The 12,766-nt window shown below is 70.9% G+C and carries 14 protein-coding genes; 5 read left to right on the top strand and 9 right to left on the bottom strand.

What is annotated here, in order from left to right:
- Positions 1–902: 902 nt before the first annotated feature.
- The 5 genes from ACIO6U_RS11805 to trxA all read left to right on the top strand — a co-directional run bounded on the left by ACIO6U_RS11805 (position 903) and on the right by trxA (position 5,686).
- Positions 903–2,549, top strand: coding sequence for a protein kinase family protein (locus ACIO6U_RS11805; protein WP_401718506.1), 1,647 nt, complete (start codon positions 903–905; stop codon positions 2,547–2,549).
- A gap of 86 nt (positions 2,550–2,635) precedes the next feature.
- Positions 2,636–3,307, top strand: a complete 672-nt coding sequence (gene sigM / locus ACIO6U_RS11800) for an RNA polymerase sigma factor SigM (protein WP_355336660.1) — start codon at positions 2,636–2,638, stop codon at positions 3,305–3,307.
- A complete protein-coding gene (locus tag ACIO6U_RS11795; protein WP_401717871.1) occupies positions 3,304–4,182 on the top strand; it encodes a hypothetical protein in 879 nt (292 codons plus the stop codon). Before sigM ends, ACIO6U_RS11795 begins: the two co-directional genes overlap by 4 nt.
- Positions 4,183–4,317: 135 nt before the next feature.
- Entirely contained in the window at positions 4,318–5,301 is a 984-nt protein-coding gene (gene trxB, locus ACIO6U_RS11790) for a thioredoxin-disulfide reductase (RefSeq protein ID WP_355336662.1), read from the top strand.
- A gap of 55 nt (positions 5,302–5,356) precedes the next feature.
- Positions 5,357–5,686 (top strand): thioredoxin, encoded by a 330-nt coding sequence (trxA, locus tag ACIO6U_RS11785; protein ID WP_355336663.1) that lies wholly within the window; start codon positions 5,357–5,359, stop codon positions 5,684–5,686.
- Positions 5,687–5,836: 150 nt separating this feature from the next.
- Here trxA and ACIO6U_RS11780 read toward each other — a convergent pair whose 3' ends face one another.
- From ACIO6U_RS11780 to rpmH, 9 genes are all read right to left on the bottom strand, one after another.
- Positions 5,837–6,454 carry a GNAT family N-acetyltransferase gene (locus tag ACIO6U_RS11780; RefSeq protein ID WP_355336664.1) on the bottom strand — a complete coding sequence of 206 codons (618 nt, stop codon included), beginning with the start codon at positions 6,452–6,454 and terminating at the stop codon, positions 5,837–5,839.
- 76 nt (positions 6,455–6,530) lie between these two features.
- Entirely contained in the window at positions 6,531–7,631 is a 1,101-nt protein-coding gene (locus tag ACIO6U_RS11775) for a ParB/RepB/Spo0J family partition protein (RefSeq protein WP_391158838.1), read from the bottom strand.
- Entirely contained in the window at positions 7,628–8,752 is a 1,125-nt protein-coding gene (locus ACIO6U_RS11770) for a ParA family protein (RefSeq protein ID WP_355336666.1), read from the bottom strand. The genes ACIO6U_RS11775 and ACIO6U_RS11770 overlap by 4 nt, the downstream gene beginning before the upstream one ends.
- Positions 8,753–9,028: 276 nt before the next feature.
- Positions 9,029–9,766, bottom strand: a complete 738-nt coding sequence (gene rsmG, locus ACIO6U_RS11765; protein WP_355336667.1) for a 16S rRNA (guanine(527)-N(7))-methyltransferase RsmG — start codon at positions 9,764–9,766, stop codon at positions 9,029–9,031.
- A gap of 88 nt (positions 9,767–9,854) precedes the next feature.
- The gene (locus ACIO6U_RS11760) at positions 9,855–10,373 is read right to left on the bottom strand and encodes a R3H domain-containing nucleic acid-binding protein (RefSeq protein ID WP_355336668.1); all 519 of its coding nucleotides are present in this window, start codon (positions 10,371–10,373) and stop codon (positions 9,855–9,857) included.
- A gap of 13 nt (positions 10,374–10,386) precedes the next feature.
- Positions 10,387–11,568 carry a membrane protein insertase YidC gene (gene yidC, locus ACIO6U_RS11755; RefSeq protein ID WP_355336772.1) on the bottom strand — a complete coding sequence of 394 codons (1,182 nt, stop codon included), beginning with the start codon at positions 11,566–11,568 and terminating at the stop codon, positions 10,387–10,389.
- Entirely contained in the window at positions 11,568–11,885 is a 318-nt protein-coding gene (gene yidD, locus ACIO6U_RS11750; RefSeq protein WP_188282916.1) for a membrane protein insertion efficiency factor YidD, read from the bottom strand. Before yidD ends, yidC begins: the two co-directional genes overlap by 1 nt.
- Entirely contained in the window at positions 11,882–12,280 is a 399-nt protein-coding gene (rnpA, locus tag ACIO6U_RS11745; protein ID WP_355336669.1) for a ribonuclease P protein component, read from the bottom strand. Before rnpA ends, yidD begins: the two co-directional genes overlap by 4 nt.
- A gap of 19 nt (positions 12,281–12,299) precedes the next feature.
- Positions 12,300–12,437, bottom strand: coding sequence for a 50S ribosomal protein L34 (gene rpmH, locus ACIO6U_RS11740; protein ID WP_003975051.1), 138 nt, complete (start codon positions 12,435–12,437; stop codon positions 12,300–12,302).
- Positions 12,438–12,766 lie beyond the last annotated feature (329 nt).

Raw genomic sequence — 12,766 nt, 5'->3', positions numbered from 1 at the left:
AGGCAGGAACGACGGTGGCGGATCGGAGCACGGCCGCCGTCGGAGTGGCCAATGAGGGTGGCGAGCCCCCGCTCGCCGCCCAGCAGGACGGCGCCACATCCGACGGGACGACGACGGACGACCAGACCAGCAGCAGCGCCGACTCCGGCACACGATCCCAGGACGGGTCGGACGGCACGCAGACCACCGCCGAAACCTCGATGTCGGCCGCGGTCGACGGCGACAGCGCGACCAGCGAGACCGTGGTGGTCGACACCGCGGTGGCCGCGACCGCCGAACTGACCGCGCCCGTGCCCGTGACGGCCCCCGCGTCCTCGCCCACGGCGACGACGAAACTGACGACCGCCGTGCTGCCCGCGGTGCCCCCGTCACCGGAGGAGACCCCCACCGCCGCCCGAGCCTCCACCACGACCTCCCCCGCGCCCTCGGGCACCTCCTCGGGCACCTCCTCGGGCACCTCCTCGGGCACCTCCTCCGCCAACGCCGCCGCACCGACCGCGGCCAAGCCCGCGCCGGCGTCGGCGACGACGTCGGCGGCCAAGGCCCCGGCCAAGAGGGCCGCCAAGCAGACCGTCAAGGACGGCCGGAGCCCCAAGGCGTCCGCTTCGACGAACGGCGCCAAGGCGGCCTCCGCGACCGCGCCCGTCGGGACGGGCACTCCCGCCAAGGGGACACCGGCGAAGGGGACACCGGCCAAGGGCACTTCGGCGAAGGGCGCCCCGGCCAAGGGGACGCCCGCCAAGGGCACCTCCTCGATGGGCACTTCGGCGAAGGGCACCCCGGCCAAGGGGACGCCCGCCAAGGGCACGCCGGTCGCCTCTGTGAAGGCCCCGTCCGCACCGGCCCCCGCGCCCTCGACGTCCGGCTCCGGGGGCACCGCCACGCTCGCCCCCGACGAGAAGATCGGGGACGGGGACCGCCCGGCGACCGAGGCCGCCCCAGGAAGCCCCACAGCCGCCTCCACAGCGCCCGCCGACGGCCGGCGGCCCGCCGGCCCCGCCAAGGGCGGCGGCAGCGCCACCACGGCGCCCAGGCCCGTCCGCAGCGCGCAGCCCGAGCTGCACAGCGGTCACAAGCTCGCCCGGCGCTACCAGCTCGCCGAGTGCGTGACCCGGATCGACGGCTTCAGCAGTTGGCGCGCGGTCGACGAGAAGCTGCGCAGGGCGGTCGGCATCCACATCCTGCCCGCCGACCACCGGCGAGCCCGCCAGGTGCTGGCCGCCGCCCGGTCGGCCGCGCTCCTCGGCGACCCGCGCTTCGTCCAGGTCCTCGACGCCGTCGAGGAGAACGACCTGGTGTACGTCATCCACGAGTGGCTGCCCGACGCCTCCTCGCTGGCCGACCTGCTCGCCGCGGGCGCGATGGAGCCGCACGAGGCGTACCAGATGGTCAGCCAGGTCTCCCAGGGCATGGCCGCCGCCCACCGTGAGGGCCTGGCGCACCTGCGTCTCGACCCCGGCGCCGTGCTGCGTACGGTCTCCGGGCAGTACCGCATCCGCGGCCTCGCGGTCGCCGCCGCACTGCGCGGGCTCAACTCCGAGCGTCCGCAGCGGCAGGACACCGAGGCGATCGGCGCGCTGCTCTACGCCTCGCTCACGCAGCGCTGGCCGTACGAGGAGGACGCGCACGGTCTGGCGGGGCTGCCCAAGGGCGTCGGCCTGGTCGCACCCGACCAGGTCCGCGCGGGCGTCCACCGCGGGCTGTCCGAGCTGGCCATGCGCGCGCTCGTCAACGACGGCGCGACCGCCTCCCGGCAGGACCCGCCCTGCACCACTCCCGAGGAGCTGGCCAAGGCCGTCGCGGGCATCCCGCGCATCCGGCCGCCGGAGCAGGCACCGCCGGTCTACCCGGTCGCCGCCTTCCGCCAGCCGCCCGCGCCACCGGGTACGCCGCAGCCGCCCGCGGTCGCGGCCCCCGCTCCGCCGCCCGCTCTGCCCGGCCGTACCGGCCGGGCACTGAAATGGGCGGTCTCGGCACTGGTGATCGTGGCGATCGGCCTGGGGAGCTGGCAGCTCGCGGACACCCTCAAGTCGCGTGAGGACCGGCCGACCAGTCACCCGACGACCGGCCAGAAGGCGAGCCAGGGCCCGACGCGCAAGGCCCCGGTCCCGATCAAGATCGCCGGGCTGAAGGACTTCGACCCGCTCGGCGACGGCAGCGAGAATCCGAAGGATCTCCCCAAGGCGTTCGACGGCGACCCCTCCACGTACTGGGAGACGAACTACTACCTGGGCGCCGATCTGGGCAATCTCAAGCCGGGTGTCGGCGTCATCGTCGACCTGGGCAGCGCCAAGCACGTGAGCACGGTGAAGGTCGACTTCGTGGGCGACGTCACCGCGCAGCTCCTGGCCGCGCCCAAGGGCACCTCCGCGATGCCGACCACCTTCGACGCCTTCACCAAGGTGGCCCAGGGCTCGGGCAGTTCGGTGACGTTCAAGCCGAGCGCCGATCTCACCTCGCGCTACGTGCTGGTGTGGATGACGCGTCTGGCGCCTGCCGAGACCGGTCACTTCCGTGGCAGGATCTCCGAGATCAGCGTGACGGGCTGATCCCGGAGACGGGCTGACCCCGCGGCGACGGCCGCGGGGACACCCACGGCGAGACCCACAGGGGCAGGGGACGGGGGAGAACGGCCTTGGAGGCAAACCCGCTCGGCGATGTCGCCGACGCCGATCTCCTGGCCCGTCATGTCGCGGGCGATCCCGACACCTTCGGCGAGCTGGTGCGCCGCCACCGGGACCGGCTGTGGGCGGTGGCCCTGCGCACCCTGGGGGACCGCGAGGAAGCCGCTGACGCCGTCCAGGACGCGCTGGTGTCCGCCTTCCGGGCCGCCCATACCTTCCGCGGCCAGTCGGCCGTCACCACCTGGCTGCACCGCATCACGGTCAACGCCTGCCTCGACCGGGCCCGTAAGGCCGCCTCCCGCAGGACGGCCCCGGTGGCCGACGAGGAGAACTTCGAGGCGTTGCTCGAACCCCACGAGTCGGCCGAGGTCCCGGCCGAGCGCGGGGAACTCCACCGCGAGCTGATAGCCGCCCTCACCACGCTGCCGCCCGACCAGCGCGCCGCACTGGTCCTGGTCGACATGCAGGGCTACTCGGTCGCCGAAGCCGCCGCGGTGCTCGATGTGCCCACCGGTACGGTCAAGAGCCGGTGCGCCAGAGGCCGGGCGAAACTGCTTCCCCTCGTCACCCATCTGCGCGCGCAGGGCGTGGATAGCGCCGATCGCGGCGGGGGAAGGAACCGGGCGGAGGGGACATCCGTCCCAGAGACGGGACCGGAACAGGGCGGAGGTGAACAGCGGTGACATCGACAGCGGACCACGACGCGCATCCCGAGGTCGCCGAGATCTCCGACCTGGCCGAGGGGCTGCTCCGCCCCGAGCGCGCCACGGAGGTCACCGAGCACATCGCGGGCTGCTCGCTGTGCGCCGACGTCCGGGACTCCCTGGAGGAGATCAGGGGACTGCTCGGCACCCTGCCGGGACCGCAGCGGATGCCCGCCGACATCGCCGGACGGATCGACGCGGCGCTCGCCGCCGAAGCGCTCCTCGACGCCACCACGCCCGATGTTCCACGTGGAACATCGCGGCCGTCACCGAAACCGGCACCGACACCGACGCATGTTCCACGTGGAACATCGACCGGTCCCGACGGACATGCCTCCGGGTCCGCCGGTCCCGGCCGCACCGGTCGGCGGTGGCGGCGCGGACTGCTCGTCGCCGCCTCCGCCGTGGTCGTCGTCGGCCTGGGCGTCACGATCTATCACGTCGGCGACGACACCACCTCGCAGAGCGACGCGACCGCCAGCAGCAAGAAGGCGGACACCGTCGCCGACCCCATCGCGGTCCAGGTGCGGGAGCTGCTCGATGAGGCGGCGCCGAACCACGCGGCCGGGGAGTCCGACTCCCCGATGCTCAGCGGTCCCGGCGTCAGCAGCGAGGGCGCCACCATGAGCCCGGACAGGGCGGTGCCCACCATCCCCCCGTGTGTGCTCAAGGCCACCCAGCGCACCGGCCCGGCGCTGGCCGCCGAGCGCGAGTCCTTCCACGGGACGGACTCCTACCTTGTGGTGCTGCCGCACCCGAGTGACGCCTCGGCGGTCGACGCGTTCGTGGTCAGCGCCGCCTGTACGGCGACCAGTCCCGGCGCGGTTCTCTTCCGGAGCACCTACCCGCGCTGAGCCGTTCGTCCGGGGGGCGTGGCGTACGGCGTGCGCCGCGCCGTCCGGGGAATGCTGGACCCGTAGGATCCGTTAGGCAGGACGAGAGTCCAGCCAGGGCCCCCGCAGTTGTCCGCAGAGACGAGGAAGACACCCGTGAGCGACGTCCGTAACGTGATCATCATCGGCTCGGGGCCCGCGGGGTACACCGCGGCGCTCTACACGGCGCGCGCATCCCTCAACCCGCTGGTCTTCGAGGGGTCGGTCACCGCCGGCGGCGCGTTGATGAACACCACCGAGGTGGAGAACTTCCCCGGCTTCCGCGACGGCATCGTGGGCCCGGACCTCATGGACAACATGCGCGCCCAGGCCGAGCGCTTCGGCGCCGAGCTGGTCCCGGACGACGTGGTCGCGGTCGACCTCGGCGGCGACATCAAGACCGTCACGGACTCGGCGGGCACCGTCCACCGCGCCAAGACCGTCATCGTCACCACCGGCTCGCAGCACCGCAAGCTGAACCTCCCCAACGAGGACCAGCTCTCCGGCCGCGGCGTCTCCTGGTGTGCCACCTGTGACGGCTTCTTCTTCCGCGAGCAGGACATCGCCGTGATCGGCGGCGGCGACACCGCGATGGAGGAGGCGACCTTCCTCTCCCGCTTCGCCAAGTCCGTGAAGATCGTGCACCGCCGGGACAGCCTGCGGGCGTCCAAGGCGATGCAGGACCGTGCCTTCGCCGACCCGAAGATCTCCTTCGTCTGGGACAGCGAGGTCGCCGAGATCCACGGCGACGGCAAGCTCTCCGGTCTGACCCTGCGCAACACGAAGACCGGCGAGACCTCGGAGCTGCCCGTCACCGGGCTGTTCATCGCGATCGGCCACGACCCGCGCAGCGAGCTGTTCAAGGGCGTCCTCGACGTCGACGGCGAGGGCTACCTCACCGTCCAGGCGCCGAGCACCCGGACCAACGTCCCCGGTGTCTTCGCCGCGGGAGACGTCGTGGACCACACCTACCGTCAGGCGATCACCGCGGCCGGCACCGGCTGTTCCGCCGCGCTGGACGCCGAGCGCTACCTGGCCGCCCTCGCCGACGCCGAGAAGGCCGAGACGGCCGACGCGTCGGCCGACAAGGCCGCCGTCTGACCCGCTTCCATCCCTCACCCCCGACACGCACACATCACGACCTGAGGAGACCGCCGTGGCCGGCAACACCAAGCACGTGACCGACGAGACGTTCGCCGAGGAGGTGCTCGCCAGCGACAAGCCCGTGCTGGTGGACTTCTGGGCGGAGTGGTGCGGCCCGTGCCGCCAGATCGCCCCCTCGCTGGAGGCCATCGCGGAGGAGCACGCGGAGAACATCACCATCGTCAAGCTGAACATCGACGAGAACCCGGTCACCGCGGCGAAGTACGGCGTGATGTCCATCCCGACGCTCAACGTCTACAAGGGCGGCGAGGTCGTGAAGACCATCGTCGGCGCCAAGCCGAAGGCCGCCATCGTGCGCGACCTGTCCGACTTCATCGGCTGACGCTCACCGGCTGACGCTTTCACCGGCTGACGTTTTCACCGGCGGACGCTGTTCCACGTGGAACACGAGAGGGCCGACCCCCGATCCGGGGTCGGCCCTCTCGCATGTCCGGGCCGGGTGCCCGGCGCGGCCGTGGGGAGTGACAGCGGCTCACAGGGGCCGGAGGGCAGGCTCCTTCTGGACGGCGCCCAGGAGGCGGTCGATGGCCATCTCGACGTCCTCCTTCCAGGAGATCGTGGAGCGCAGCTCCAGCCGCAGCCGGGGATAGCGCGGGTGGGGGCGGACCGTCTTGAAGCCGACCGCGAGCAGATGGTCCGCGGGCAGGACGCACGAGGGGGCGGTCCACTTGGCGTCGCCGAACGCCTCGATCGCCTTGAAGCCCCGCCGGATGACGTCCTTGGCGACGGTCTGCACCAGGACCCGGCCGAGGCCCTGCCCCTGGAAGCCGGGCAGGATGCGCGCGGTCATGAGCTGGACGGCGTCCGCCGACACCGGGCTGGTCGGGAAGGCCAGGGAGCGCGGCACATACGCGGCGGGCGCGTAGAGCACGAAGCCCGCGGGCACCTCGTCGACGTAGACGACCCGTCCGCAGGAACCCCACTCCAGCAGAACGGCGGAGATCCACGCCTCCTTCTCCAGCTCGGGCTTGCCCGCCTGGACGGCCGCTTCGCCGCTGACCGGGTCCAGTTCCCAGAAGACGCAACTGCGGCAGGGCTTGGGGAGGTCCGGGAGATTGTCGAGTGTCAGTGGTGCCAGCCGACGTCCCATGTGGCCTGAACCCCATCTCTGCCGTGAACCGAACTGCCCACGTACACCCCGGCGCGAACGCCGGGGTGCGCCCGCGTCACTCGCCGTCTTCGTCCTCGGTTTCCTCTTCGAGCCGGTTCTCCAGCACATTGCCCTCGCCCGGGGCCATCGCCCCGAGGATGCGCTCCAGATCCTCTATCGACGCGAATTCCACGACGATCTTTCCGCGCTTCTGCCCCAGGTCGACCTTCACCCGGGTGTCGAAGCGGTCGGAGAGCCGGGAGGCGAGGTGGGTGAGCGCCGGGGAGACCCGACGCCCGGCCCGGGGGGCCGCGCTCTTCCTGGTCGGCTTCGGGTCGCTGTTCATCAGCGTCACGATCTCTTCGATCGCGCGCACCGACAGCCCTTCGGCGACGATCCGGTGGGCCAGCTTGTCCTGCTCCTCGGGGTCGTCCAGCGAGAGCAGCGCCCGCGCGTGGCCGAAGGAGATCACCCCGGCCGCGACCCGGCGCTGCACCGGGGCGGACAGCTTCAGCAGCCGGAGCGTGTTGGAGACCTGCGAGCGGGAGCGCCCGATCCGGTCCGCCAACTGCTCGTGGGTGCAGGAGAAGTCGCGGAGCAACTGGTCGTACGCCGCCGCCTCCTCCAGGGGGTTGAGCTGGGCCCGGTGCAGGTTCTCCAGGAGGGCGTCCAGGAGGAGCTTCTCGTCGTCGGTCGCCCGGACGATCGCCGGAATCCGCTCCAGGCCGGCCTCGCGGCACGCCCGCCAGCGGCGCTCGCCCATGATCAGCTCGAAGCGGTCCTTGCCGATCTCACGCACGACGACCGGCTGGAGCAGACCGACCTCCTTGATGGAGGTGATCAGTTCGTTGAGGGCGTCCTCGTCGAAGACCTCACGCGGCTGGCGCGGGTTCGGCGTGATGAAGTCCAGGTCCAGCTCCGCGAAGTAGGCACCCGGTACGGGGTTCTTCGCGTCGGAGAGGTCCGGCTCTGTTTCACGTGAAACAGGGATGTCCACCACGGGCGGCGGCGCGGCCTCGGGGACTCTGCGGTCCACCAGTCCGGCCACCTTGGCCGCGGCGACGCCGCGTTCCTGCGTCAGTACCGGTGCGGTGCCCTGGGCGCCGCCCGTCGACTGCGGGGCGGCCGGGATCAGCGCGCCGAGACCACGGCCGAGCCCTCTGCGTCGATCACTCACTGGATCCCCTCCGACATGCTGTGCGGGTTCTGCTCATCGTGCTGGGTGTAGTCACCCTGCGGGTCGTACTCGACGGCGACGGACGCCTCGACTCCGCGCAGGGCCATCTCCCGGGCGGCTTCCAGATACGACAGCGCGCCGCTGGAGCCCGGATCATAGGTCAGTACGGTCTGGCCGTAGCTGGGCGCCTCGGAGATCCGGACGGACCGCGGGATGCTGGTCCGCAGCACCTCCTTGCCGAAGTGCGTGCGCACCTCCTCCGCGACCTGGGAGGCGAGGCGGGTCCGTCCGTCGTACATGGTCAGCAGGATCGTCGACACATGCAGCTTCGGGTTGAGGTGCGCGCGGACCAGTTCCACGTTCTTCAGGAGCTGGCCCAGCCCTTCCAGCGCGTAGTACTCGCACTGGATCGGGATGACGACCTCGGCCCCGGCCACCAACGCGTTGACGGTCAGCAGGCCGAGCGAGGGCGGGCAGTCGATCAGGACGTAGTCCAGCGGCTGCTCGTACGCCTCGATCGCCCGCTGGAGCCGGCTCTCGCGGGCGACCAGGGAGACCAGTTCGATCTCGGCGCCCGCCAGGTCGATGGTGGCGGGCGCGCAGAACAGGCCCTCCACATCGGGGACCGGCATCACGACGTCGGACAGGGGCTTGCTCTCCACCAGGACGTCGTAGATCGAGGGGACTTCGGCGTGGTGGTCGATGCCCAGCGCCGTGGAGGCGTTGCCCTGCGGGTCCAGGTCGACCACGAGCACCCGGGCGCCGTGCAGCGCCAGGGACGCCGCCAGATTCACCGTGGTCGTGGTCTTGCCGACCCCGCCCTTCTGATTGGCGACCACCATCACCCGGGTCTGGGCCGGCCGGGGAAGTCCTTCCCCGGCGCGTCCCAGTGCCTCGACGGCCAATTGCGCGGCGCGGCCGATCGGGGTGTCATCCATGGGAGGCAATGTTTCACGTGAAACACCGTCTCCGAACCCCGGGGGCACGGCAATCGGGCCCCCGGCAAACTCTGCTGTGCGGGGACCGGGGACCGGATCGGCCATCGGTCCCGCGATGTTGGCGTCGGACCGCAAGGACTCACACTCCTCGACTTCAGGCTCGCTATGAGAAGAGCCTGCCATGCCGGAGGGGTGATGAACCAGCGAGACTTGGCTGCCTGTGGATGAAGCCGTAGATCTATCCACCGACTGGGGCGTCTTGGAGGGCTTGTTGGCGTGTGCCTCGGCCGCGGCTCGGCCGCGGCTGAGGACTCCTGGTAGCAGCGAGCGACGTTTCACGTGGAACACGATGCACAGCGCCGGACCGCTAACTCCGCAGACACTCCGGGTTATGTCTGTTTGGCCGTTTGTATGGCGTAGAGGGAGGGTTCGGCGCGGGACCGTTCGAGGAACGACGGTTCAGCGGCGACGGCGGGGAGCGCCGCCCCGCGGGTTACGGCTCGCGCGCGCGGCCTTCGCCCGCCGGGTCGCGGCGCGTACCCCGCCGGGGCTCTCGCCGACCAGGACGCGTACGACGGTGGAGAGCGGGTCCACGATGCCCTCGCCGACCTGGACCACGGAGGTGTCGACCGCGCCCAGCCGGTCGAGCGCGGCCCTGGCCGCCTTCAGCTCGTCCAGCGCGGTGTCGCCCTTGAGGACCGCCATCTCACCGTGCGGGCGCAGCAGCGGCAGGCCCCAGCCCGCGAGCCGTTCCAGCGGCGCCACGGCGCGCGCGGTCACCACGTCCACCGGGGGCAGCTTGCCCATCATCTCCTCGGCCCGGCCGCGCACCACGGTGACATTGCTCAGCCCCAGCACCTTGACGACCTCTTCGAGGAACGTGGTCCTGCGCAGCAGCGGCTCCAGCAGCGTGATCCGCAGATCGGGCCGGGTCAGCGCCAGCGGGATACCCGGCAGGCCGGCGCCCGAGCCGACGTCGCACACGGACACGTCCTCGTCGATGACCTCGGAGAGCACCGCGCAGTTCAGCAGGTGCCGCTCCCACAGGCGGGGCACCTCGCGCGGGCCGATCAGGCCGCGGCGCACCCCGGCGTCCGCCAGCAGCTCGGCATAGCGCAGGGCGTCGGCGAACCGGTCACCGAAGACCGTCCTGGCCTGCTCGGGCGGCGCGGGAAGCTCCGCTGCTGCCTCCGTCACGGGGGCTGTCCTTTCCTAGGTCACTCACAAGGTTCGGCCCCGCCTGCGAACAGACGGGGCCGACAGAGCAGTACCACACAGCGTCCGGTCAGACCGGGAGTACGACCACCCGGCGCTGGGGCTCCTCGCCCTCGGACTCGCTGCGCAGGCCCGCGGCGGCCACGGCGTCGTGCACGACCTTGCGCTCGAACGGCGTCATCGGGTCCAGCTTCACCGGCTCACCGCTGGCCTTGGCCTCCGCCGCCGCCTTCGCGCCGAGCTGCGCCAGCTCGGCCCGCTTGCGCGCCCGGAACCCGGCGATGTCCAGCATCAGCCTGCTGCGCTCACCGGTCTCCCGGTGCACCGCGAGCCGGGTCAGCTCCTGGAGGGCTTCCAGCACCTCGCCGTCCCGGCCGACCAGCTTGTTCAGATCACGGGTGCCGGTGTCACCGATGATCGACACCGACGCGCGCTCGCCCTCGACATCCATGTCGATGTCACCGTCGAGGTCCGCGATGTCCAGCAGACCTTCCAGGTAGTCGGCGGCGATATCACCCTCCTGCTCCAGCCGGTTCAGGGTCGCGGCCGAGCCGTTGTCGGGTGCGGTGGTGGTGTTGACGTCGCTCACGCCTGGGCTCCTCTTACTTCTTCTTCGACAGGTTGGTCGGCTTGGACTTGCCACCGGACTGCTTGCCGGGCGAACCGCCCTGCTTGCCCGGAGCGCCGCCCTGCTTCGTACCGCCGCCTGTCCTGCCTGTGCCTGCCGAGCCGCCGCTCGCCTTCGGGGCACCGGCCTTGGGAGCGCCCGCCCGCGGGGCTCCACCGCCCGCCCTGGGAGCGCCGCCGCCACCGGTGCCGCCCGCCGCGCCGCCGCCGGCGCCCGTGCCCGTGGGGGTCGTCTGGCGCTTGGACTTCGGCTGCCGCTTGGGCTGGGTGCGGTTGGCGCGCGCGACCTCCACGGCCTCCTTGGCGGCCACTTCCTCCGGGGGCTCGACGAGCTTGCCCTTGGCGCGCAGCCGCTCCTGGCGCTGCTGGAACGCGAGGCTGCCGGGGGTGGGGTTACGCCGGATCACGAACATCTGCTGGCCCATGGTCCACACGTTGGTGGTCAGCCAGTAGACGAGGACACCGACCGGGAAGTTGATACCCATGACGGCGAAGATGACCGGGAAGACGTACATCAGCATCTTCTGCTGCTGCATGAACGGGGTCTTCACCGTCATGTCGACGTTCTTCGTCATGAGCTGGCGCTGCGTGTAGAACTGCGACGCCGACATCATGAGGATCATGATCACTGTGACGATGCGCACATTGGTCTGCGTGGCGCCCAGCGACTCGACCTTGGCCGCGCTGTCCAGGAACTTCGCCGCCAGCGGGGCACCGAAGATGTGCGCGTTCTTGGCGCTGTCGACCAGGTTGGCGTGGATCACGCCGACCTCGTGACCCTTGGCGATGTTGCTCAGCACGTGGTAGAGCGCGAAGAAGAACGGGGACTGCGCCAGGATCGGCAGGCACGAGGAGAGCGGGTTGGTACCCGTCTCCTTGTACAGCTTCATCATCTCTTCGGACTGGCGCTGCTTGTCGTTCTTGTAGCGCTCCTGGATCGCCTTCATCTTGGGCTGGAGCGCCTGCATGTTCCGGGTCGACTTGATCTGCTTGACGAACAGCGGGATCAGGCAGATCCGGATCAGGACCACCAGCGAGACGATGGACAGACCCCACGCCCAGCCGCTGTCCTTGTCGAAGATCAGGCTGTAGAACGAGTGGAACTGGACGATGATCCACGAGACAGCGTCGTAGAGGGGGTTCAGAATCCCCACGATCAGGCTCCTTGGGCGTGAGAGGGTCCGGTGGGCTCGGGCGTGACGGGCCCGTCGGAGCCGCCCCGCAGTGCGCGGCGCAGCCGATCGTGCCATGGCGGCCGCTTGCGCGGCGGGACATGGTCCACGCCGCCCGGCGACCAGGGATTGCAGCGCAGGATGCGCCATGCGGTCAGGGCGGTCCCCTTGATCGCGCCGTGCCGGTCGATGGCCGTGAACCCGTAGTGGGAGCACGAGGGGTAGTACCGGCAGACCGGGCCGAGCAGCGGACTGATCGTCCACTGGTACAGCTTGATCAGTGCCAGCAGCGGGTACTTCATCGAGACACCCTCCCCTCGGCTTCGCCTCGGGTGTCGCGACCCAGCAGCCGCTTGAGGGCGGCGTCCAGGTCGTGGGCCAGCTCCGCATGGTCAGCGCCACCGGCTCCGGGTAGCGCTCGTACGACTACCAGGCTACCGGGGGGCAGCTGCGACAGGCGTTCGCGGACCAGATGACGCAGTCGGCGCTTGACCAGATTGCGCTGCACCGAGCCACCCACCGCCTTGCTCACGACGAAACCCGCACGCACCGGGGGAGTGCTCCCCCCCGGCACATGCGGGTCCGTGATGTCGCTGCGCAGATGGACCACCAGCAGCGGTCGACCCGCTCGGCGTCCTCGGCGAACCGCTTCTCCGAAGTCCTGGCGCCGCCTCAGCCGATTCTCGGTGGGCAGCACGGCATGAGACCTGTGACGATCAGGCGGACAGGCGGGCGCGGCCCTTGCTGCGGCGGGTCGCGAGAATCGCGCGGCCGGCGCGGGTGCGCATACGCAGACGGAAGCCGTGGGTCTTCGCACGACGGCGGTTGTTCGGCTGGAAGGTGCGCTTGCTCACTCGGGGGCTCCAGGGAAAATCGTGTCCGGCGGGGCGTCGCCTGGCTGTCACCGTGCGCCCACGAAGAATCTCGCGGAACAGATCAGGTGCACCGCTTGACGATCATCCGGGGACTTCCGGAAGACCCTCGCCCATCGGTAGGCAGGCGGCAGCAGCCATCGACAACTCGACCTCGATACGGTACGCGCGGCTAGGCCATCCGGTCAAACCCGGCGGTCGCGGGCCCGGCATTTGTACACACCCTGTGGACAACGACTTGAACCGCGCCTACCCCCTGACTACCGTGGCTGAACTCCCAACTCTTCCCGCCTGTCTTCAGGACCACACTT

Origin of the sequence: Streptomyces sp. NPDC087422, from assembly GCF_044744145.1 — a bacterium.
GTDB lineage: Bacteria > Actinomycetota > Actinomycetes > Streptomycetales > Streptomycetaceae > Actinacidiphila.
The sequence above is the reverse complement of the archived record's forward strand: the minus strand, read 5'-3'. Positions and strand labels throughout refer to the sequence as shown.

Bases quoted from the DNA above. Each gene is read 5' to 3' on its own strand.
- ACIO6U_RS11770 (WP_355336666.1), bottom strand. From the start codon at position 8,752: ATGGCAGGCTCTTCTCATAGCGAGCCTGAAGTCGAGGAGTGTGAGTCC.
- ACIO6U_RS11780 (WP_355336664.1), bottom strand. From the start codon at position 6,454: ATGGGACGTCGGCTGGCACCACTGACACTCGACAATCTCCCGGACCTC.
- yidD (WP_188282916.1), bottom strand. From the start codon at position 11,885: ATGAAGTACCCGCTGCTGGCACTGATCAAGCTGTACCAGTGGACGATC.